Annotated in this window: 17 protein-coding genes and 1 riboswitch; of the genes, 15 read left to right on the top strand and 2 right to left on the bottom strand. The window is 42.4% G+C overall.

The genetic code is table 11. The features are described 5' to 3' along the window. Positions 1-2 precede the first annotated feature (2 nt). From F975_RS02815 to lpxC, 4 genes are all read left to right on the top strand, one after another. Positions 3-863 carry a cell division protein FtsQ/DivIB gene (locus F975_RS02815; protein ID WP_004749996.1) on the top strand — a complete coding sequence of 287 codons (861 nt, stop codon included), beginning with the start codon at positions 3-5 and terminating at the stop codon, positions 861-863. Positions 864-922: 59 nt separating this feature from the next. Next, positions 923-2185, top strand: a complete 1263-nt coding sequence (gene ftsA, locus F975_RS02810) for a cell division protein FtsA (protein ID WP_004749995.1) — start codon at positions 923-925, stop codon at positions 2183-2185. A 166-nt stretch (positions 2186-2351) separates the two neighbouring features. After that, positions 2352-3548: a cell division protein FtsZ gene (ftsZ, locus tag F975_RS02805; protein WP_004749994.1), complete on the top strand. Its 1197-nt coding sequence runs from the start codon at positions 2352-2354 to the stop codon at positions 3546-3548. Between the two features lie 123 nt (positions 3549-3671). After that, positions 3672-4574: a UDP-3-O-acyl-N-acetylglucosamine deacetylase gene (lpxC, locus tag F975_RS02800; protein WP_004749993.1), complete on the top strand. Its 903-nt coding sequence runs from the start codon at positions 3672-3674 to the stop codon at positions 4572-4574. A gap of 97 nt (positions 4575-4671) precedes the next feature. Here the strand turns inward: lpxC and F975_RS02795 are convergent, their stop codons facing one another. Further along, positions 4672-5109, bottom strand: a complete 438-nt coding sequence (locus F975_RS02795; protein WP_004749992.1) for a DciA family protein — start codon at positions 5107-5109, stop codon at positions 4672-4674. 114 nt (positions 5110-5223) lie between these two features. On the opposite strand from F975_RS02795, the gene F975_RS02790 reads away from it, so the two are divergent. The 10 genes from F975_RS02790 (at position 5224) to recJ (ending at position 18659) form a co-directional block, all read left to right on the top strand. After that, entirely contained in the window at positions 5224-5910 is a 687-nt protein-coding gene (locus tag F975_RS02790) for a M23 family metallopeptidase (RefSeq protein WP_004749991.1), read from the top strand. 247 nt (positions 5911-6157) lie between these two features. Then, positions 6158-8860: a pyruvate dehydrogenase (acetyl-transferring), homodimeric type gene (gene aceE, locus F975_RS02785; protein ID WP_004749989.1), complete on the top strand. Its 2703-nt coding sequence runs from the start codon at positions 6158-6160 to the stop codon at positions 8858-8860. Positions 8861-8862: 2 nt separating this feature from the next. Further along, entirely contained in the window at positions 8863-10830 is a 1968-nt protein-coding gene (locus F975_RS02780; protein WP_004749988.1) for a 2-oxo acid dehydrogenase subunit E2, read from the top strand. A gap of 123 nt (positions 10831-10953) precedes the next feature. Further along, positions 10954-11262 carry a hypothetical protein gene (locus F975_RS02775; RefSeq protein WP_004749987.1) on the top strand — a complete coding sequence of 103 codons (309 nt, stop codon included), beginning with the start codon at positions 10954-10956 and terminating at the stop codon, positions 11260-11262. Between the two features lie 214 nt (positions 11263-11476). Beyond that, positions 11477-11621, top strand: a riboswitch (yybP-ykoY riboswitch). 82 nt (positions 11622-11703) lie between these two features. Next, positions 11704-12288 carry a TMEM165/GDT1 family protein gene (locus F975_RS02770; protein ID WP_004749986.1) on the top strand — a complete coding sequence of 195 codons (585 nt, stop codon included), beginning with the start codon at positions 11704-11706 and terminating at the stop codon, positions 12286-12288. A gap of 149 nt (positions 12289-12437) precedes the next feature. After that, positions 12438-13232 carry an oxygen-binding di-iron domain-containing protein gene (locus F975_RS02765; RefSeq protein ID WP_004749985.1) on the top strand — a complete coding sequence of 265 codons (795 nt, stop codon included), beginning with the start codon at positions 12438-12440 and terminating at the stop codon, positions 13230-13232. Between the two features lie 124 nt (positions 13233-13356). Beyond that, the gene (gene guaB / locus F975_RS02760) at positions 13357-14823 is read left to right on the top strand and encodes an IMP dehydrogenase (RefSeq protein WP_004749984.1); all 1467 of its coding nucleotides are present in this window, start codon (positions 13357-13359) and stop codon (positions 14821-14823) included. A gap of 135 nt (positions 14824-14958) precedes the next feature. Beyond that, a complete protein-coding gene (gene glmM / locus F975_RS02755) occupies positions 14959-16287 on the top strand; it encodes a phosphoglucosamine mutase (RefSeq protein WP_004749983.1) in 1329 nt (442 codons plus the stop codon). Positions 16288-16298: 11 nt separating this feature from the next. Continuing rightward, positions 16299-16955: a pyridoxamine 5'-phosphate oxidase gene (pdxH, locus tag F975_RS02750; protein WP_034425661.1), complete on the top strand. Its 657-nt coding sequence runs from the start codon at positions 16299-16301 to the stop codon at positions 16953-16955. After that, positions 16956-18659, top strand: coding sequence for a single-stranded-DNA-specific exonuclease RecJ (gene recJ / locus F975_RS02745; protein WP_004749980.1), 1704 nt, complete (start codon positions 16956-16958; stop codon positions 18657-18659). It abuts the gene before it with no gap. 42 nt (positions 18660-18701) lie between these two features. Here recJ and F975_RS02740 read toward each other — a convergent pair whose 3' ends face one another. Continuing rightward, the gene (locus F975_RS02740; RefSeq protein WP_004749979.1) at positions 18702-19478 is read right to left on the bottom strand and encodes a putative porin; all 777 of its coding nucleotides are present in this window, start codon (positions 19476-19478) and stop codon (positions 18702-18704) included. Positions 19479-19848: 370 nt separating this feature from the next. Here F975_RS02740 and prfB point away from each other — a divergent pair. Next, positions 19849-20944 (top strand): peptide chain release factor 2 gene (gene prfB, locus F975_RS02735; protein WP_165493023.1). Its coding sequence is split into 2 segments (ribosomal slippage): positions 19849-19920 and positions 19922-20944, totalling 1095 coding nucleotides; the frame shifts between segments, so codons are not numbered across the junction. Positions 20945-21067 lie beyond the last annotated feature (123 nt).

The following is a 21067-nucleotide window of genomic DNA, read 5'->3' as shown; positions in this document are numbered from 1 at the left end:
TTATGGCGCAATTACCAGCTTCAATGCGTCGCAAACCACGCGCAGCAGTCACCTCTATTCATGAAAAGCCGCCCACACGTGCCGAGAAAATGGCAAATTGGGGTGGATGGATATTGTTAATAATTGCAACAACAGTTTTTGTTGCTGGAGCTTATGGGCTATATAAGATTATTACAGATGCACGTGTGGCAGATTTGCAAGTGGTCGGTAACGATTCTGCTCTAGAAGCTCAGCAAGTTGGCGCGTATGTTAAGCCGATTATACGAGATAATTATTTTACTTCGGATTTGGAAAAAATCCGTGATCGGACTTTAGAAATTTCATGGGTTGATCGGGTTGTCATTTCTCGTGCATGGCCAAATGCAATTCGTGTGCGAGTTTTTCCTCGTCACCCGATTGCCCGCTGGGGAACAGGGCGTTTACTGAGTGAGAATGGCGATGTATATAGTGAAGCTGCACCACAGCCACACAATGATTTGCCATTGTTGCATGGGCCGATTAGCCAGTCACAGTTGATGATGCGACGTTATAATGAGATAAATCAACTATTTCAACCTTTTAATCTTCATTTAAAAGAGTTGTATTTAACTGAGCGCATGACGTGGTTTATGCAGTTTGATTCAGGATTACGAATTATTGTGGATCAGGATCAAACCATGAGTAAACTACAACGTTTAAGTGTACTTGCAGGAACAGATTTAAAGCCGATTTGGTCTCAAATCGCCACTGTAGATTTGCGTTACAGAAATGGGCTGGCAATCCAGTGGAGAGGTGAAACACCTGTTTCGCATGGACAATTTATAGCGAGCAATAATGTTGCCAGTACACCAGCGAGTGAGCCAAATACGGCGCAAGCGCATTAATATTGGAATACTGGCGGGCGCTATGCCGATAATTAATCATAAATCAATGGTAGTAGGTAATGAGTGAAGCGGTTCCCTCAGTTGTAGCAATAGACATCGGGACGCATAAAGTTTCAGTCTTGATAGGTAAAGTTCATGCCCCCGACAATATTCAGGTTGTTGGTATGGCAACTGCGCGCAATCGCGGTATGAACAAAGGTAAAATAGTTAGTCTGGATAAAGTGATTTCTGCGATTAAAAATGCGGTTGCAGAAGCTGAAAATATGGCAGAGTGCCGTGTGCATTCCGCCTGGATTTCGATTCCAAGTGCTGATTTAAAAAGCTTTTATGCAGCAGGGCGTACCCCGATTGCCAATCCTGATCATACCATTACCACCAATGAAGTTGTGCGCGCACTAGAACTTGCTAAGGCCAGTCATATTACGCCAGATCATTATCTTGCTAGTGCTGTACCATTGGGTTTTGAGCTTGATGATTCACAACAATGGGTAATTAACCCAATTAACATGTCAGCACATAGTATGACAGGGCATTATCAATTGATGATGTTGCCAATTAGTACCATGCAGAACCTTGATCGTGCGATGAAAGGTGCCAATATTGGCGTTGAGCGCATGGTCATTTCATGCTTGGCAACGGCCGAGGCGAGTTTGTTGCAGGATGAAAAAGATTATGGCGTATGCTTACTCGATATTGGTGCGGGTACAACCAATCTTGCGGTTTACCTTGATGGCCGTTTAGCATTGACTAAGACCTATGCAGTGGGTGGTGAACATGTGACCCGTGATATCGCGGCTGTCTTGCAAACCACAACTGAAGAAGCCGAGCGAATCAAAATTCTGCATGGCTGTGTTGATATGAATGTGGTTAAACCAGATCATATGTTGCATGTGCAGGGGATTGAAGGTCCACAGACTATTAGTCGTATTGAATTGAGTGAAATTATCATTGCGCGTTACGAACAAATTTTAAATACTATTCGTAATGATCTTGATGAAACGGGCGCAATCCATGGGTTATATCATGGCGTTGTGCTTACAGGTGACGCTTGCCAGATTGAAGGTATGGTAAGTTTGGCGCGTAGAATCTTTGGGGTTTCAGCACATTTAGGTAATCCACCTTTACAGGTCGGTGCAGATGATGCATATTTAGCCGCTTTACGTCGTTCGCAATATATTACTGCTGCGGGTTTATTGATGTATAGTCAAAGTGAAATACCTGATGCAATTGAAGTTGCCGACGAAAATAGAGATAAAACGATGATGAATCGTTTAAAAAATGGATGGAATTCGTTAAACAATAAACTAAAATCGATTTTCTAAGTCCGTTTTGATGGCGCATATTGTTGGGAAGTTGTAAGCAAAAAGTTCTATACTTGACAAAGATGGCTTTAGCACAGCATCCTAAAAAAATTGTATTTTATATAGACGTTCAAGGCAGTATACGGGCTCAAGTGGCTGCCAATAAGCATTAGGAACACTCAAGGTCATGGCCTCATTTGAATTTTTAGACGACGAACAAACCGATGGTAACGGTCAAGCCCGTTTTACTGTATTTGGTGTAGGTGGTGGTGGCGGTAACGCTGTGCAGCATATGGTGCAGTCTGATATTAAAGGCGTAAAATTTGTTTGTGCGAATACTGACAAACAAGCCTTAGACCGCATGAATGCGCCATTTAAAATCCAGCTTGGTGAACAAAGCACACGTGGTTTGGGTGCCGGTGCTAATCCAGAAGTCGGGCAAATTGCAGCGGAAGAAAGCCGTGAATTGATCCGCCAGCATCTTGAAGGCGCAGACATGGTCTTTGTCACCGCAGGAATGGGCGGTGGAACAGGTACAGGTGCTGCTCCTGTTGTTGCAGAAATTGCCAAAGAAATGGGAATTTTAACGGTTGGTGTTGTTACGACGCCATTTAATTTTGAAGGTCGTCGCCGTCAAAAATCCGCTGAGAAAGGTATTGAGGCACTTGAGCAGTTTGTTGACTCACTCATTATTATTCCAAACGAACGCTTGTTAAATGTCTATGGTGACATTTCTATGCAAGATGCTTATCGTAAAGCAGACGACGTATTGTTGAATGCTGTACGTAGTATTTTTGATCTGGTTGTACGCCCTGGTCACATTAACCTTGACTTTGCCGACTTGAAAACAGCGATGAGTACTCGTGGTTATGCCATGATGGGTGAAGGTAAAAGCTCAGGTCCAGACCGCGCAGAAGAAGCTGCACGTTTAGCTATTCGTAGCCCATTACTTGATAATGTAAATATCATGAACGCGAAGGGCGTGTTGATTAACATTACAGGTGGTAACGATGTAACTTTGCGTGAAACCCAGATCATTACTGATGTGGTGAACCAAATTGTTGACCTCGACGAAGGTGAAGTCTTCTTTGGTACAGTATTTGATCCAGATGCACGTGATGAAATTCGCGTTACTGTGATAGCAACAGGCTTAACTCGTAATTCAAATAACGCAGAAGCGCGTGCTAAGGCAGCATCGCACGTTGCGGCAGCTGTTGCTCAGCAGCAACCTCAGCAAATTGTCGAAGATGATGATGTTCCAGCGATCCAACGCCAGTATCAGCCAAATAGTGCACCTGCACGCCCGGCAGCAACATCAACAGGCGGTTCACGTCCAAACCCGATGAGTATTCAAGATTATTTGAAAAAACAACAAGGTAAGTGATTATTTTAGTAATTAATTTACTAAAATGAGAAAAGGTAGGCAATTGGCCTACCTTTTTTGTTTTTTATCAATGGTTAATTATGCTAATCTTGAGCAGTTTGTAAAGGTAGAAGACAATAACAGATGTTGAAACAGCGTACCCTCAAGCGTGTGGTCAAGGCCAGTGGTATTGGTTTACACAGTGGGCAAAAAGTCATGATTAACTTTGTGCCGCATACGGTTGACTCGGGTATTGTGTTTCGTCGTATTGACTTAAACCCATCTGTAGACCTACCTGCAGATGCCATGTTGATCCAAGAAGCATTTATGTGCTCTAACTTGGTACAAGACGAAATTAAAGTAGGCACAATTGAGCATGTCATGAGTGCGATTGCGGCACTGGGTATTGATAATTTAATCGTAGAAGTTTCTGCCTCTGAAGTCCCGATTATGGATGGCAGCGCAGGTCCATTTATTTACTTGCTGATGCAAGGTGGACTTGTTGAACAAGATGCTCCAAAGAAATTTATTAAAATTTTAAAACCTGTTGAAGCAACCATTGCCGATAAACGTGCAGCGTTTACCCCACATAACGGTTTTCAGCTTAACTTTACCATTGATTTTGACCATCCTGCATTTGCTAAAGAATACCAGTCAGCAACAATTGATTTTTCAACTGAAACCTTTGTGTATGAAGTCAGCGATGCGCGTACTTTTGGTTTTATGAAAGATCTGGATTTCTTGAAAGCCAATAATCTGGCATTAGGTGCAAGCCTGGAAAATGCGATTGGTGTCGATGAAACCGGCGTAGTGAATGAAGAAGGGCTACGCTATGATGATGAATTTGTTCGCCACAAAATTCTGGATGCGGTAGGTGACTTATATTTGCTAGGTCACCAAATTATTGCAAAATTCGATGCTTACAAGTCTGGGCATGCATTGAACAATCAGTTGTTACATCAGGTGAAAAGCGATCCGAGTAACTATGAAATTGTAACATTTAATGACATTAAAGATTGCCCAATTCCGTATGTAAATGTGAGCTAAACCCTTAAAATTTCAGGCAGGCTCATTGATTATACAAAAATATAAATTGTGTGAAAAATAGCGAAATATCGAGAAATAGCCTGTCAAAATTAGCTTGTTACTTTATAACGCTTGCCAAATTGCGTAGAGCTTGGCTAAGCTTAGGGTCGTTCACAAACTGTGCTGCGCTTTGTAACATTTGTTGTGTTTCTGCAGAGATAGGTTGAACTTTGTTTACAGGTCTTTTTTGAATGCTCTTTGTACGCAGACGAACTTGAATTTTTTGTAAATCTTTGAATTCATCTTTTTGAGATAATTGTGCAACATAATGTTTTTGTAAATATCCCAGTTGGCTAATCATGGCTTGATTTTCCCCTGTGATAATTAAGACACCATGTTGATAGCATACCACTTGCCATTGTTCAGGCTGGGGTAAAAGCGGTTGAATAATTTTTGTCAGCATCTGCCAATATTGTACTTGTTTGGTGAGTTGCTGAATATTTGCAGCCTTTGTTTGGGGGTGATTGGACTGAAATAGATTTCGAGGTTGTGACATGGCAGAGTCCGATTTTTGCTATTGCATTCATCTTAGAGCGTTGTTTAAGTCTAAACAAGAAGCACAAAGGTTGTTTTTCGTGATGCTTAAGTTAAGCAGTTTTTAGAGGTTTTTATGCGACGTATTTTATTAGCGTTATCTTTACTGGTCTCGACGCCACTGGCGTTTGCAGATTTAATTGAAACTCCATCTTCAACAGATCGTCTTGAACAATTGAGCCGTGCAGTTGCACAAGGTTCATATTCAGTAGAAAGCAATGATGTTGATGATGAAGATGCAACACGACATGTTAATGTGAGACTTCGTGGTCATAAATCAGTTGAATTTAACAATGCGTCAGTAACTAAAAAATACGGTAGTTCAAATCTTTCTACTGCAAATACCAGTTCTGGTTCAAGTGTTCTGTCTTGGTTAAAAGCTAACCCTTTGCCAGGCATGGTACGTGTGAGTTCACAGTATGGAACACGTTATTTTGCGGGTAAATCTGAATATCATCCAGGCGTAGATTTGGCTGCACCAAATGGCACTCCAATTTACGCTTCTGGTTCTGGTGTTGTGACTCGTTCAGGCTGGGTCAATGGCTATGGTCAAATGATTGAAATTAACCATGGTAATGGTTATATCACGCGTTATGCACATGCATCACGTCTGCTTGTGAGTGTAGGTGAGAGTGTACAAGCGGGTGAAGAAATCGCCAAAGTCGGTTGTACAGGTCGTTGTACAGGTGCACATTTGCATTATGAAATCGTACAAGATGGTCAACGTAAGAACCCAAGCACTTATCTTGCGATGCTGCCATAAATTTGAATATTTAATTTGTAATTTGACAGATCGGCAGTAAAAACCTCTAAATCTTCCTGCTGATTTGTTATTATTTTATAAAAATCGTCCTTATGGGCGATTTTTTTGTCAATAAGGATTTTAAAGATAACGATTATTTATTTTATGAATGTTGGTATCTAGTTGTATTTAAAAGTAGCCATAACTTTTTAATCTAAAACATGTTAAAAATAACGGGTTGTCTAAAATGATTAAGGAAAGGTGAAACATGGCGTATTATGGCGATTCTGACGCGCAAGAAACCCTAGAATGGGAAGATGCTTTTGATTCAGTGTTACAGCATATGGGAACAGAGCGAGCAGCATTCTTATTAGAAAAACTCTATCAACGTGCAATTGCTAAACACGTTCCTATTCAGCGCCTAAATACTCCATATCTCAATACCATTTCTGTAGAAGAACAACCTGCAATGCCAGGTGACCAAGACATGGAACGCCGTATCCGTGCTTTGATTCGTTGGAATGCATTAGCGATGGTGTTACGTGCCAACAAAACAGGCGATGATTTAGGTGGTCACTTAGCAAGTTTTGCATCTTCAGCAACCTTGTATGATGTCGGTTTTAACCACTTCTTCCGTGCAAGCAATGATAACTTTGGCGGTGACATGATCTATTATCAAGGTCACTGTGCTCCTGGTATTTATGCGCGTTCGTTCTTGGAAGGTCGTTTGACTGAAGAACATTTGAGTAACTTCCGTCGTGAGGTTGCAGGTATCGGTTTACCATCGTATCCACACCCATATTTAATGCCTGATTACTGGCAGTTCCCGACGGTTTCAATGGGTCTTGGTCCAATCATGTCGATTTACCAAGCACATATTCAAAAATATTTGATGAACCGTGGCTTGATTAAAGAAGAAGACCGTAAAGTCTGGGCATACCTTGGCGATGGTGAAATGGACGAGCCAGAGAGCTTGGGTGCAATTTCACTGGCAGGTCGTGAAAAACTGGATAACCTGATTTGGGTAGTCAACTGTAACTTACAACGCCTCGATGGTCCTGTACGTGGTAACGGTAAAATTATCCAAGAACTCGAATCACTGTTCCGTGGTGCAGGTTGGCGCGTAATTAAAGTAGTTTGGGGTCGTCATTGGGATCCACTACTCGACAAAGATGAATCAGGTGCTTTAAAAGCAATCATGGAAGAAGCGGTTGATGGTGATTTTCAACGCTACCAAGTGAAAGGCGGTGCATATACACGTGCGCACTTCTTTGGTAAATATCCAGAAGCTGAAGCTTTGGTGAAAAACCTAAGTGATGAAGATATTGATAACCTGAACCGTGGTGGTCATGACCCGTATAAAGTCTTTGCTGCATATGCAGAAGCAACCAAAGCAAAAGGTCAACCAACGGTAATCTTGGCCAAAACAGTCAAAGGTTATGGTTTGTCTGAAGAAATTGAAGCGGTCAATAAAACGCACCAAATCAAAAAGATGCAAATTGAATCGCTGAAATACGTACGTAACCGTTTCAACTTACCATTTACTGATGAACAGCTTGAAGAATTGCCATTCTATCGTCCAAGCGAAAACTCGCCAGAAATGAAATACATGAAGGCGCGTCGTGAGTCTTTAGGTGGTTATCTGCCTGCACGTCGTCGTGAAAGCGAGTCTTTAGCGATTCCTGAATTATCTGTATTTGACTCAGTGTTGAGTGGTTCTGGTGGTAAAGAACAATCAACTACCATGGTGATGGTTCGTTTAATTGCTGCATTGTTGAAAGAAAAGGCAATTAAAGACCGCGTTGTGCCAATCGTTCCAGATGAAGCACGTACTTTTGGTTTGGAAGGGATGTTCCGTCAGCTCGGTATTTATGCCGCTCACGGTCAAAAATATACCCCAGAAGACCAAGAACAGTTGATGCATTACCGTGAAGCAAAAGACGGTCACATGTTACAAGAAGGGATTAACGAAGCAGGTGCGATGAGCGCATGGGCTGCGTTGGGAACCAGTTATTCAACCAATAACTTGCCAATGATTCCAATGTACATGTACTACTCTATGTTTGGTTTTCAGCGTATTGGTGATATTGCATGGGCAGCAGGCGATGCACAAGCACAAGGTTTCTTGTTGGGTGCAACCGCTGGCCGTACCACACTGAACGGTGAAGGCTTACAGCACCAAGATGGTCATTCACATATCTTGGCAAATACCATTCCAAACTGTATCTCGTATGATCCATGCTTTGGTTATGAACTCGCTGTGATCGTACATGATGGTTTAAAACGCATGTATGTCAACCAAGAGCGCGTGTTCTATTATTTAACTGTAATGAACGAAAACTACGAGCATCCTGAAATGCCAGATGGCGCTGAGGAAGGTATTAAACGTGGTATGTACTTGTTCGAAAAAGATGAAAAAGCAACAGTTCAGTTGATGGGTTCTGGTGTAATTCTTCGTGAAGTGATTAAAGCTGCGAAAATCTTACGTGATGAATATCAAATTCATTCAAACGTATGGAGCGTAACAAGCTTCAACGAATTGGCACGTGATGGTATGGCATGTGAAGAATACAATCGCCTACATCCTGTTGTTGAAGAAGTGAAAGAATCTTGGGTATCTCAACAGTTGCGTGGCACAGAAGGTATTGTGGTTTCTGCAACCGATCACGTGCGTGCGTATAGTGAACAAATTCGTGCCTATCTTCCAGATGGTCGTCCATTTGTAGCATTGGGTACAGACGGTTTTGGTCGTTCAGATACACGTGCGAACTTACGTAGTTACTTCGGTGTAGATGCTGCGCATATCGTAGTTGCAACTTTGAAAAAGTTGGCTGATGAAGGCGAAGTTGATGCACGTTTAGTGAAAGATGCGATTTCTAACTTTGAGTTGGATACAGACCGTCCAGTGGCATGGGCACCACAAGCAACACCTGAACTACATGCTGTTGCAGATTATAAAGAGGAGAACTAATCATGCAAATTACGACTCCTGATATTGGTGTAGATAAAGCAACAGTTGCTGAAATTTTAGTTAAAGTTGGTGACAGCATTGCTGAAAATGACAGTTTGGTTTTACTTGAATCAGATAAAGCCTCTGTTGAAGTGCCTAGCACTTCAGCAGGCGTGGTAAAAAGTATCTTGATCAAAGAAGGCGATAGCGTTACTGAAGGTACAGTATTGCTTGAGCTTGAAACAGCAGGTGCAGCGCCTGCTGCCAAAGCAGAAGAAGTGGCAAAACCTGCAGCAGTGGCTGAAACAGTAGCCCCTGTTGCAGCGCCACAAGCCGTTGCTCAACCCGCAGTAACCAGCAGTCAAGTGGTTGAAGTTCAAGTGCCTGACATTGGTGTAGAAAAAGCCCTTGTTGCTGAAATCTTGGTAAAAGTCGGCGAAAGTATTGCTGAAAATGACAGTCTTGTTTTGCTTGAGTCCGATAAAGCCTCTGTTGAAGTGCCAAGTACAGTGTCTGGTATGATTGAAAGCATTGAAGTTAAGCAAGGTGACAGCGTTAAAGAAGGCGTGGTTTTAATTAAAGTTAAAACAACTTCTGCTGCTGCGTCAGCACCTGTTGCACCATCAGTAGCAACACCTGCACCTGCTGCGCCAGTTGCTCAAGCTGCTGCTCCAGTACAACAAGCACAACCTGCAGGTGATGTTGAAATTCAAGTGCCTGATCTGGGTGTAGATAAAGCTGTTGTAGCTGAAATCTTGATTCAGGTTGGCGACAAAGTTGAAGTGGATCAAAGCTTGGTTGTAGTTGAGTCAGACAAGGCGACCGTTGAAGTGCCAAGCACTGTTGCAGGTGTGGTGAAAGCCATTCATCTACAGTCTGGTCAAAGCGTATCACAAGGTGTCTTGCTTGCAACGATTGCAGTAGAAGGTCAAGCGGCTGCACCAGTGGCGGCAGCAACGTCTGCACCTGCTGCAACAAAAGCAGAAACAGCACCAGTGGCAGTATCAGCAGCCTCTGTTGAAGCTCCAGTAGCAGAAGCTCAAGGTGCCGATAAGCTGACCAAAGAACAGCAAGCTGCAAATGCGAAAGTCTATGCAGGTCCTGCGGTTCGTAAGCTAGCACGTGAGCTTGGTGTGGTCTTGGCACAGGTGAAAACATCTGGCGAGCATGGCCGTGTCATGAAAGATGATGTTTATGCCTATGTGAAACAGCGTTTGACAGCGCCTGTTGAAGCACCAAAAGCGGTTGCCGCAGCAGTTGCGTCAGGCTTGCCATCATTACCAGACTTCAGTGCATTTGGTGGTGTTGAAGAGAAAGTTCTGACTCGTTTACAACAAGTATCAATTCCGCAATTGTCATTGAATAACTTTATTCCACAAGTGACGCAATTTGACCTTGCTGATATTACTGAGCTTGAAACATGGCGTAATGATCTTAAAGGCAACTTTAAGAAAGAAGGCATTAGCCTGACTATTATGGCATTCATCATTAAAGCAGTTGCGCACTTATTGAAAGAAGAGCGCGAATTTGCAGGTCACTTGGCGGATGATGGTAAATCTGTGTTGTTACGCAATGAAATCCATATGGGCATTGCAGTTGCAACACCAGATGGCTTGACTGTTCCTGTACTGCGTAACCCAGACCAAAAAACTATTAAGCAAATTGCAGTTGAGTTAGGTGAGCTGAGTAAGAAAGCACGTGATAAAAAATTATCACCAAAAGACTTACAAGGTGCGAACTTTACCATTACAAGCTTGGGCGCAATCGGTGGTACAGCGTTTACTCCGTTGGTGAACTGGCCACAAGTTGCGATCTTGGGTATTTCTCCTGCAACCATGCAACCTGTATGGAATAGTAAAGAGTTTGAGCCACGCTTGATGTTGCCATTGTCATTGTCTTATGACCACCGCGTGATTAATGGTGCAGATGCTGCGCGCTTTAGCAACAAGTTGACCAAACTATTGGCTGATATTCGTAGTTTATTGCTCTAATTTGTAGCTAAACTAGAATTTAAAACCTCGCCACGGCGGGGTTTTTTTTATGCACATTATTTAAAAAATACATCTAATGGTGTCTTCTCAAAGGCTGAAAATAAAAGCAATTTGGTCATTAATATGAAAGAAAAACTACCTGATCTTTGGGGGTATTTAAAGATGATGCTGCCATTTGTGCTGCTTGTCTTGCTGCTGATGTTTTTGTGGGTGAGCCTTTTGAGTTTTCCTTGGACGTGGGTCAGTTACAGCGTGTTGGGGATTGAGGCAGTTGCTGCAATTTTGGTCTTATTCATTGAATATGACGGGATGAAAGTACAGGGTGCTGCGGGTTGGACCAGCTTTGGTTTCGTGGGATTAAGTTTATATTTTGCATTTTTATTGGGACTCATACGTTTAATGGTCTGGGGCTATTTTAAATTTTTTTCCTGATTTGATCTTTAGAGCATTAGCATCGTTCAGTTGCTTTATCCTTATAAGTAGTTTCTCATGGTATGTCATGTCTTTTTTTTGGGGAGAGAAGCAGGGGGAGGAAAGGAAAAATAAAGATGAAGTTACTGGATTGAACAGATGAGATTCAATTTATTTTTTTATTGGGTCGTAAAAGAAATGTTTTGAAAAATAAATTTAGATTTATATAATAACTGCATACTTCATTGGGGAGTAGCCGCTATTTACGTTTGTAAATAGATGATGGTCAACATACTTGTTCTGAACCGAACATGGTCATCATAGCAAAGAACCAAATGAGCTTTTCACCAAGCTTTCTTTTGTTGGCAAGACCTTTGATTTATCACTCTGCGATCAGATAATCTGATCATGGCTAGCAGGAGGGGTAAGTCATAGGCAAATTTTGCTAGCCAGAGAAAATTTATGCTAACTTTCCTGTTCTCTCTTGGAGCCGTGTTTATCTCAGAAATTGGTGATAAAACACAACTTCTCGCTCTTCTGCTTGCTGCCCGTTTTCGTAAACCCATTCCGATTTTAATTGCAATTTTGGCAGCCACCATGCTCAACCATGGTTTATCTGCTGTTTTAGGTCAGTGGCTCACTCAAGTTATTCCTCAAGACGTCATGATCTGGATTTTGGCTCTCGGCTTTATTGCGATGGCTGTATGGATGCTCATCCCCGATTCTATTGATGAAGAAGATGATGGAATTGCAAAATGGCAACATCTGGGTGTCTTTGGTGCAACATTTATTCTATTCTTTTTGGCAGAAATTGGGGATAAAACCCAAATTGCAACGGTTGCTTTGGCGGCACAATTCCATAGTGTCATTCTGGTCATGCTGGGCACTACGGTGGGTATGATGCTTGCCGATGGCCCTGCTGTCTTTATTGGTAATAAACTGGCGGACAGACTACCAATCGCGTTGATTCATAAGATTGGTGCATTTATTTTTCTTGCAGTTGGTGTGATCACACTGGCACAGCACTATTGGTCGGCAATTTTTTAATTTGATAAAAAAGACTCAAAAGAATTGAGTCTTTTGACTATTTAGCAAAATTTGTTAAATATTTTTAATCATCTGTGATTGTATGTAAACCAAAATCCATATAACTTATACGTGATAATAATTTAGTCATTTTTTGGGGCCTAGGGAAGATGTTTGAACGTACAACATCGCAGGTACTGTTTGATAACGGTACACACAAATGCATTAGCTTCACAAGTCTAGTTAAAGGCGAAGGGGTACAAGCCAATCAGTTTTTAATCATTGACCATGAACGCGCAGCAGTCCTAGATCCAGGTGGAGATTTAACCTACGTCCCACTGACGATGGAACTCAATAAATATACCAAACTGAAGAACTTAGACTATGTCATGGCATCGCATCAAGATCCTGACATTATTACTTCTATGCCACGCTGGTTAGTGTATACCGATGCAAAAATTGTGGCTTCTAAACTTTGGGCACGTTTTTTACCTCACCTGAATTCGTCATTTATGAGTGACCGTATGAAAGGTAGCTGGGAAGAGCGTCTGATTGAGCTTCCTGACCAAGGTCAGCGTATTCCATTGGGTAATAGTGTTCTTGTCGCGATTCCTGCGCATTTTCTGCATTCTGTAGGGAATTTTCAGTTTTATGATCCAGTCGCTAAGATCTTGTTTTCTGGTGATATGGGTGCATCAATGGTGGATGATGCTAATCTACCAATTGAAAACTTTAGTGACCATATTCCAAAAATGAAGGGTTTCCACCAGCGTTATATGGGAAGCAATTCAATCATCCGTTTATGGGTCAAGATGGTTCGTCAGTTAGATTTGGACATGATTGTGCCGCAACATGGAACAGCATTTGTGGGTAAAGAGCAGGTCAATCAATTTCTGGATTGGATTGAAAATCTGCAATGCGGTATGGATCTCATGAATGAGCGTGTTTTCAGCGTACCGCTTTAAGTTGTGTCTAAATTGCAAAAAACCCAAGGCATTTGGGTTTTTTGTAGATTTTCATTTCTCCGAACATGCATTTTTAAGAGAAATTTGTTTATAATAGCTCACGGAATTTACCAGTGAGTTTGTTATGCTGACCATCGTTCAAGAAGCGCTAACCTTCGATGATGTCTTATTAGTCCCTGCCTATTCTACTGTCCTCCCAAAAGATGTTTCTCTTAAGTCACGCCTAACTCGTGGCATTCAGCTCAATATTCCTCTCGTTTCTGCTGCTATGGATACGGTGACTGAGTCACGTATGGCAATTGCTATGGCGCAAAATGGTGGTATTGGTATTCTTCATAAAAACATGGATATTGCAGCACAAGCCGCTGAAGTACGCCGTGTGAAAAAATTCGAAGCAGGTATGGTGAAAGACCCGATTACGGTTACACCAGCTACAACCGTGCGTGAATTGATCGAAATTACCAAAGCAAACAACATCAGTGGTGTGCCTGTAGTGCAGGATGGCAAAGTTGTCGGGATCGTAACAGGTCGTGATGTACGCTTTGAAACCAATCTTGAACAACCTGTTAGCAATATTATGACGCCGCAAGAGCGTTTGGTAACAGTGAAAGAAGGTGCATCTAAAGAAGAAATTCAAGCCTTGCTACAAAAGCATCGCATTGAAAAAGTTTTGGTTATTGATGATAGCCATGCTTTAAAAGGCTTAATCACCGTAACGGATTTCCGTAAAGCGGAATCTTTCCCGAACTCATGTAAAGATGATTTGGGTCGCTTGCGCGTAGGCGCAGCAGTCGGTACAGGTGTTGAAACGCCTGCACGTGTTGAAGCTCTTGTTGATGCGGGTGCTGACGTGATTGTTGTAGATACAGCACATGGCCATTCAGCAGGTGTGATTGAACGTGTACGTTGGGTTAAACAAAACTATCCACAAGTTCAAGTCATCGGCGGTAACATTGCCACTGGCGATGCTGCTTTAGCATTGCTTGATGCGGGTGCGGATGCCGTGAAAGTGGGGATTGGTCCTGGCTCAATCTGTACGACACGTATTGTTGCAGGTATTGGGGTTCCACAAATCTCTGCAATTGACAATGTAGCAAGTGCATTGAAAGATCAGATTCCATTGATTGCTGATGGTGGTATTCGTTTCTCTGGTGATATGGCGAAAGCGATTGCTGCAGGTGCAAGTACGATTATGGTCGGTTCACTCATGGCAGGTACTGAAGAAGCACCTGGTGAAGTTGAATTCTTCCAAGGTCGTTACTACAAAGCTTACCGTGGTATGGGGTCTTTGGGAGCAATGGCAGGTTCTTCGGGTTCTGCGGATCGTTATTTCCAAGATGCCAAAGCGGGTGCTGAGAAACTGGTTCCAGAAGGTATTGAAGGTCGTGTGCCTTATAAAGGTCCAATGAGTGCGATCGTACATCAAATGATGGGCGGTTTACGTTCTTCAATGGGTTATACCGGTTCTGCGAGTATTCAGGATTTACGTGAAAATGCTAAATTTGTAAAAATTACCTCAGCAGGTATGCAAGAGTCTCACGTACATGATGTCACCATTACCAAAGAAGCGCCAAATTACCGTGTAGGTTAAGACGTTTTTAGTAAAAAAAATATGTAAAAAGCCGTCATAAACTGACGGCTTTTTTGATATGGTGTAAAGTATTACAAATTATGTATGACGAAACAGGGTTTGTTCAACAAACCTAAGAACACCAGTGAGAACAGCATGAGTTATTTTGGCACAGACGGAATTCGTGGAAAATTTGGTCAGCTTCCAATTACGCCAGAATTTGCATTGAAACTGGGTTTTGCAGCAGGAAAAGTTCTTAAAAAACAAGATCCAACGCATAAACCTGTGGTAGTAATGGGGAAAGATACCCGTTTATCCGGTTATATTTTAGAGTCAGCATTACAAGCAGGCCTCAACGCCGCAGGTGTCTATGTGCATTTGCTTGGGCCACTGCCAACACCTGCAATTGCGCATCTGACACGTGCTTTGCATGCTGATGCAGGTATTGTCATTTCAGCTTCACATAATCCATATTATGACAATGGAATTAAATTTTTCTCAGGCGAAGGTAAAAAACTGCCTGATGAACTACAAAATGCGATTAACCAAGAATTACAAAAAGATATCGTGATTGCTGACAGCGCACAGCTTGGAAAAAGTGTCCGTGTTAAAGATGCCAATGGACGTTATATCGAATTTTGTAAATCAACGTTCCCTTATCATTTCAATTTACGTAATTTACGGATTGTGGTGGACTGTGCCAATGGCGCTGGCTATAACGTTGGACCCGCTGTATTTTTAGAATTGGGTGCTAAAGTCGTTGCGATTTATAATGAGCCAAACGGTTTAAATATTAATGAAGACTGTGGCTCAACCCATCCAGGCAATTTACAAAAAGCGGTTCTTGAGCATGAAGCCGATATCGGGATTGCTTTTGATGGTGATGCTGACCGTGTCATCTTGGTTGATAAGTTCGGTAACCTGATTGATGGCGATCACATCCTGTATATTCTGGCGACTCAAGCCAAGCAGAAGCCCAAAGGTATTGTGGGCACGGTGATGAGTAATATGGCGCTGGAGTTGGCATTACAAAAAGCCAATGTACCATTTGTCCGTGCCAAAGTCGGTGACCGCTATGTTTTACAAGCACTTGAAGATAATCAATGGGTGATTGGTGGTGAACCTTCAGGGCATATTTTGACTCTTGATAAAAGCACTACAGGCGATGCGATTATTTCTGCACTGCAAGTGTTAACCGTGATGGTTGAACAAAACAAAGCACTGCATGAATTAGTGGAAGGTTTTCACCTGTTCCCGCAAGTGTTGGTCAATGTCCGTTTGGAACAGATGATTGATCCGTTTTCAATCCCTGCTTTGGTGGCTGAATTCGAGAAAGCTGAGCAGCAATTGCAAGGGCGAGGACGGATTTTAATCCGTAAGTCAGGCACTGAACCTTTGATTCGAGTCATGGTTGAAGGGGATCAATTACAAGAAGTGACCGATCTGGCGAATCACTTGGCAGATCTTATTCGTCAACATGCTTAGGGGAAGCAATGATGAAAGATGTAATTAAAGATTTAAGTGAACTACGTTTAAGCTATGAGCAAGGCGAGCTGCTTGAAACTCAGGTGCAGCCTCATCCACACCAACAGTTTTTAGACTGGTTTAATTTTTCACTGGCTGCCAATTTACATGAGCCATATGCGATGTCTGTGGCAACTGCAGATGCTCAAGGGCGACCACATGTACGTACCCTGTTATTGCGCGGTGCAACTGAAACAGGCTATGACTTTTATACCAATTATGACAGTCAGAAAGGTTTAGACTTGGCTGCCAATCCTTATGCAGAGTTTTTGTTTTACTGGCCAAGTCTAGAGCGTCAAGTGCGTATTCATGGGCGGGTGAGTAAAATCTCTGAAGCAGAATCTACGGACTATTATCATAAGCGTCCGCGTGATAGCCAAATTGCCGCGCATATCAGCACCCCACAAAGCGGAGTCATTGTAGGGCGTAAAGAGTTACAACAACGTTTTGAAACTTTACATGATGCTGTGGCTGAAGAAACCGAGTTGAAAAAACCTGAGTTCTGGGGCGGTTATCGTTTACAGCCTGAAAGCTATGAATTTTGGCAAGGTCGTCCAAATCGTCTACATGACCGTTTGCGTTATGAATTGCAAGATGGACAGTGGATTCTGCAACGTTTAATGCCATAAATGAAAAAAATACAAATTAAACAAAGACCTTTGCTAACACGCCCTGAAGATTTTCAGGGCATGTTGCCTTTTATCGCCCAAATTCTGGCGCGTCGTGGCGTGGCTTCGGTGCAAGAGTTAGATCTTAAGCTCAAGCATTTACTGCCGCCACAGCTCAAAGGATTGCAAACAGCGATTCAACTCATCGATACTGCAATTGATCAACAGCAGCAAATTGTGATTGTCGGAGATTATGATGCCGATGGTGCAACCAGTACTGCATTGATGTTATTAGCCTTGCGTGACATGGGCGCAAAAGTTGATTATGTCGTGCCTGATCGTTTCAAGTATGGTTATGGTCTGACCTCGAAAATTGCAGATTTGGTTCAGGAAAAATATCAGCCAAAACTGATGATTACCGTTGATAACGGCATTTCCAGTCATGCAGGAGTAGAGCAGGCTCAGCAACACGGTATGCAAGTGATTATTACTGACCATCACTTAACGACTAAGCCGACACCGAATGCTGATGCTGTGGTCAACCCGAATCAGCTTGGCTGTGACTTTCAGAGTAAGTCACTCGCAGGTGTAGGTGTTGCCTTTTATGTATTGGCGAATCTTGCCAGTTTTCGCCGCCAGCAGGGTAAGCGTAGTAGCCAACTGACCCAATATCTGGATTTGGTAGCATTGGGCACCTATGCCGATGTGGCGAGTCTTGACTATAACAACCGTATTTTGGTGGATGCTGGTGTACAACGTATGCGTCAGCAGCAATGTCGTTTAGGCATATTGGCACTACTGGATATTGCGGGACGTGATCCTGTAGAGCTACAGGCACAAGATTTGGGTTTTGTACTTGGCCCCCGAATCAATGCTGCAGGGCGTATGGAAACCATGGACATAGGCATTGAATGCCTATTGGCACAATATGCTCAGCAAGCATACCAATTGGCACAGCAACTGCATCAGCTCAACCAAGAGCGCCGTCAGGTTGAATCGCAAATCAAACAAGATGCCCTGCAAACTTTAGAGCAGATTCGTTTAGATCAGGAACATTTACCCGCTGCACTGGTAATGTTTGAGTCACATTGGCATCAAGGTGTTATTGGGATTGTTGCAGGTCGCCTTAAAGAACAGTTTCATCGCCCCAGTATTATTTTTGCAGCAGATCAAGATGGGATTCATCTCAAAGGTTCAGCACGTTCCATTGATGGTATTCATATCCGCGATGCGATTGAATTGGTTGCTGAGCGTCATCCGCACTTGGTACGTTATTTTGGCGGGCATGCGGCGGCAGCAGGCTTAACCATTGAAAAAAAATATTTTGCTGAATTTCAGAAAGTATTTACTGCGCTGATTGCAGATATGGATGCACAGTTATTTGAAGAAGTACTGTGGACAGATGGTGAATTGCCAGATGATGCTTTGCAGCTACAAACCTTAGATGTGTTGGAGCAGCTTGGGCCTTGGGGACAAAAGTTTCCATTGCCGACTTTTGAAGGAACGTTTGCCATTTTGGACTATCGTTGGCTTAAAGAGCGGCATTTAAAGCTTCGCCTAGGAATGGAAAATGGGCAAAGCCTTGATGCAATTGCCTTTAATGCAATTGATCGTTTTGAGTTTGATCCAATGAAAATGCAGTTACGTTTGGTTTATCGATTAGAAAAAAATACGTTCAATGGCGCAACCAACTTGCAGTTGCATATCATTCATTTAGAACAATAAAAAAACCGCTCTATAATGAGCGGTTTTTTTATGTGTGTGATTTTAGAAACGGTAAGATGCACCTACGCTATAGGTATTGTAGTTATCACCGAAGCCTAAACGGCCATCGACACTGACGTTGTTGTTAAAGTATTTTTTCGCAGTTAAGCCCCATTGGTCCTGATTAATGGATTTATCTCTACTGTAGTCTGCGCCAACACTTAGCGTTTTATCGATGTAGTAATCGCCTGCAACATAGTACTGTTTATTTTCCTTGTCGCCGAATACACCACGGGCTTCGAGGTTAATGTCATGTTGACCTACTTGAGTTACATATTTGGCGCGTAAGGTTGGATCGACTCCATTGCTACCATGTCGGGTGTCATAGCCTTGTGCACCTACTGCAACCAATAAACCTGGTGCAGGTAAGTAGCCGACTTCAGCGTTATACAATGTTGTTTTGAGATCAATATTTGTATTGTCGACTTTGTATTCGTTCCGTCCAACATTACCACCTAAGTAAAAGTCAGAGTTTGGAATGTAATATTCCACACCACCGCTGTAGGTAGTATTTTTTGTACCACTGTTGTCACCATAGCTGGCATTGGCATGTACGTTACTGGCACGGTCTAAAAATGCAGCTTCTGCCAAAGGCGCGTTACGGGTTTCTACAGGATTAAAATAATAAGTACCATTGACGCCAAACTGACTGACACCGCTGGCATGATCTGGGTCTAAGTAGTTATAAGAACCGCCAACTTCAGCTTGGTAGGCATTTGCCACGCTAGTTACACTTAATCCTGCAAAAAGTGCTGTCGTTGCAATCAGTATTTTTTTCATATCACTTTCTCCTTAGAAAGCCCGATTTTTCATTTTTTGTTACATCTTTAAGTCTATTAAAAAATACTGATGGGTCAATCATCTGAAAGTAATTGAACAGTACAAACGTAAGTCTATGTAAAAAAATAAAACTAAATATTTGATAATTATTTAAAAAATAAAATGTAGCCGTTTATTAATAGTGTTGTGACTTTGTGTTTTTAGCTTAAATAAACAGCAATTTTTTTGTTACAGAGTATGTAACCTGGTTTTGCAAGCGAGCTGTTTAGCTTCGAATCATCATGCTCTTTTTCAAAAATACCAGCATATCGTCAGATCAGACTCTATGTTAAAATGCCAAAAATTTTATGGCTGTAGAGAGAAATTTCACGTGGAAATCAATCCGTATCTAAACCAACTAAAAGATTTAACTGATCGTAGTCAAACACTACGGGGGTATCTTTGACTACGATCTGAAAAAAGAACGTTTAGAAGAAGTCCTACGTGAACTTGAAGACCCTGCGATCTGGAATGATCAAAGCCGTGCACAAGCTATGGCTAAAGAAAAAGGTGAACTGGAAAACGTCTTAAATGTCCTTGATGGTTTGGCAACACAACTTGAAGATGCTCAAGCCATGCTGGATTTGGCTGTGGAAGCCGATGATGAAGGTCTGCTAGAAGATGTACAGGCTGAACTCACTTCTGCCGAAGAAGAACTGGCAAAACTTGAATTCCGCCGTATGTTTAGCAATCCGATGGATCCAAATCCATGTTATGTGGAAATTCAGGCAGGTTCGGGTGGTACAGAAGCACAAGACTGGGCTTCGATGCTATTACGTATGTATATGCGCTGGATCGAGCGTCATGGCTTTAAAGCTGAACTGATGGAAGAATCGGATGGCGACGTTGCGGGGATTAAATCTGCAACCATTCGTGTAGAAGGTGAGTATGCCTATGGCTGGTTGCGTACCGAATCTGGCGTACACCGTTTAGTGCGTAAGTCGCCATTTGACTCGGGTAACCGTCGCCATACATCGTTCTCTGCGGTGTTTGTTTCTCCTGAAGTAGATGACAATATCGAAATCGATATCAATCCATCCGATGTCCGTACCGATACTTATCGTGCTTCGGGTGCAGGTGGTCAGCACATTAACAAAACCGACTCTGCGGTACGTTTAACCCATATTCCAACTGGGACTGTGGTGGCGTGTCAGAACCAGCGTTCACAACACGCCAACCGTGACCACGCATGGAAACAGTTACGTGCCAAATTGTACGAACTGGAAATGAGTAAGCGTAACGAAGCTGCTCAAGCACTGGAAGATTCAAAATCTGATATTGGCTGGGGTAGTCAGATTCGTTCTTATGTCCTTGATGACTCTCGGATTAAAGATTTGCGTACAGGTGTTGAAAACTCGAACACAGGCGCTGTCCTAGATGGCGATCTGGACAAATTTATTGAAGCGAGCTTGAAACAAGGGTTGTAATTGTTTCTTGCGGGTGTCCAAAAAGCCAATGTAGCAATTTACATTGGCTTTTTTCTTGTTGCAGATTGCATCTGTTCTTTTGAGAAAATTTACGCATAATAGGCACAAATTTTTTGTGACTTC

Origin of the sequence: Acinetobacter brisouisimilis (assembly GCF_000368265.1) — a bacterium.
In the GTDB taxonomy this organism is placed as follows: domain Bacteria; phylum Pseudomonadota; class Gammaproteobacteria; order Pseudomonadales; family Moraxellaceae; genus Acinetobacter.
The sequence above is the reverse complement of the archived record's forward strand: the minus strand, read 5'-3'. Positions and strand labels throughout refer to the sequence as shown.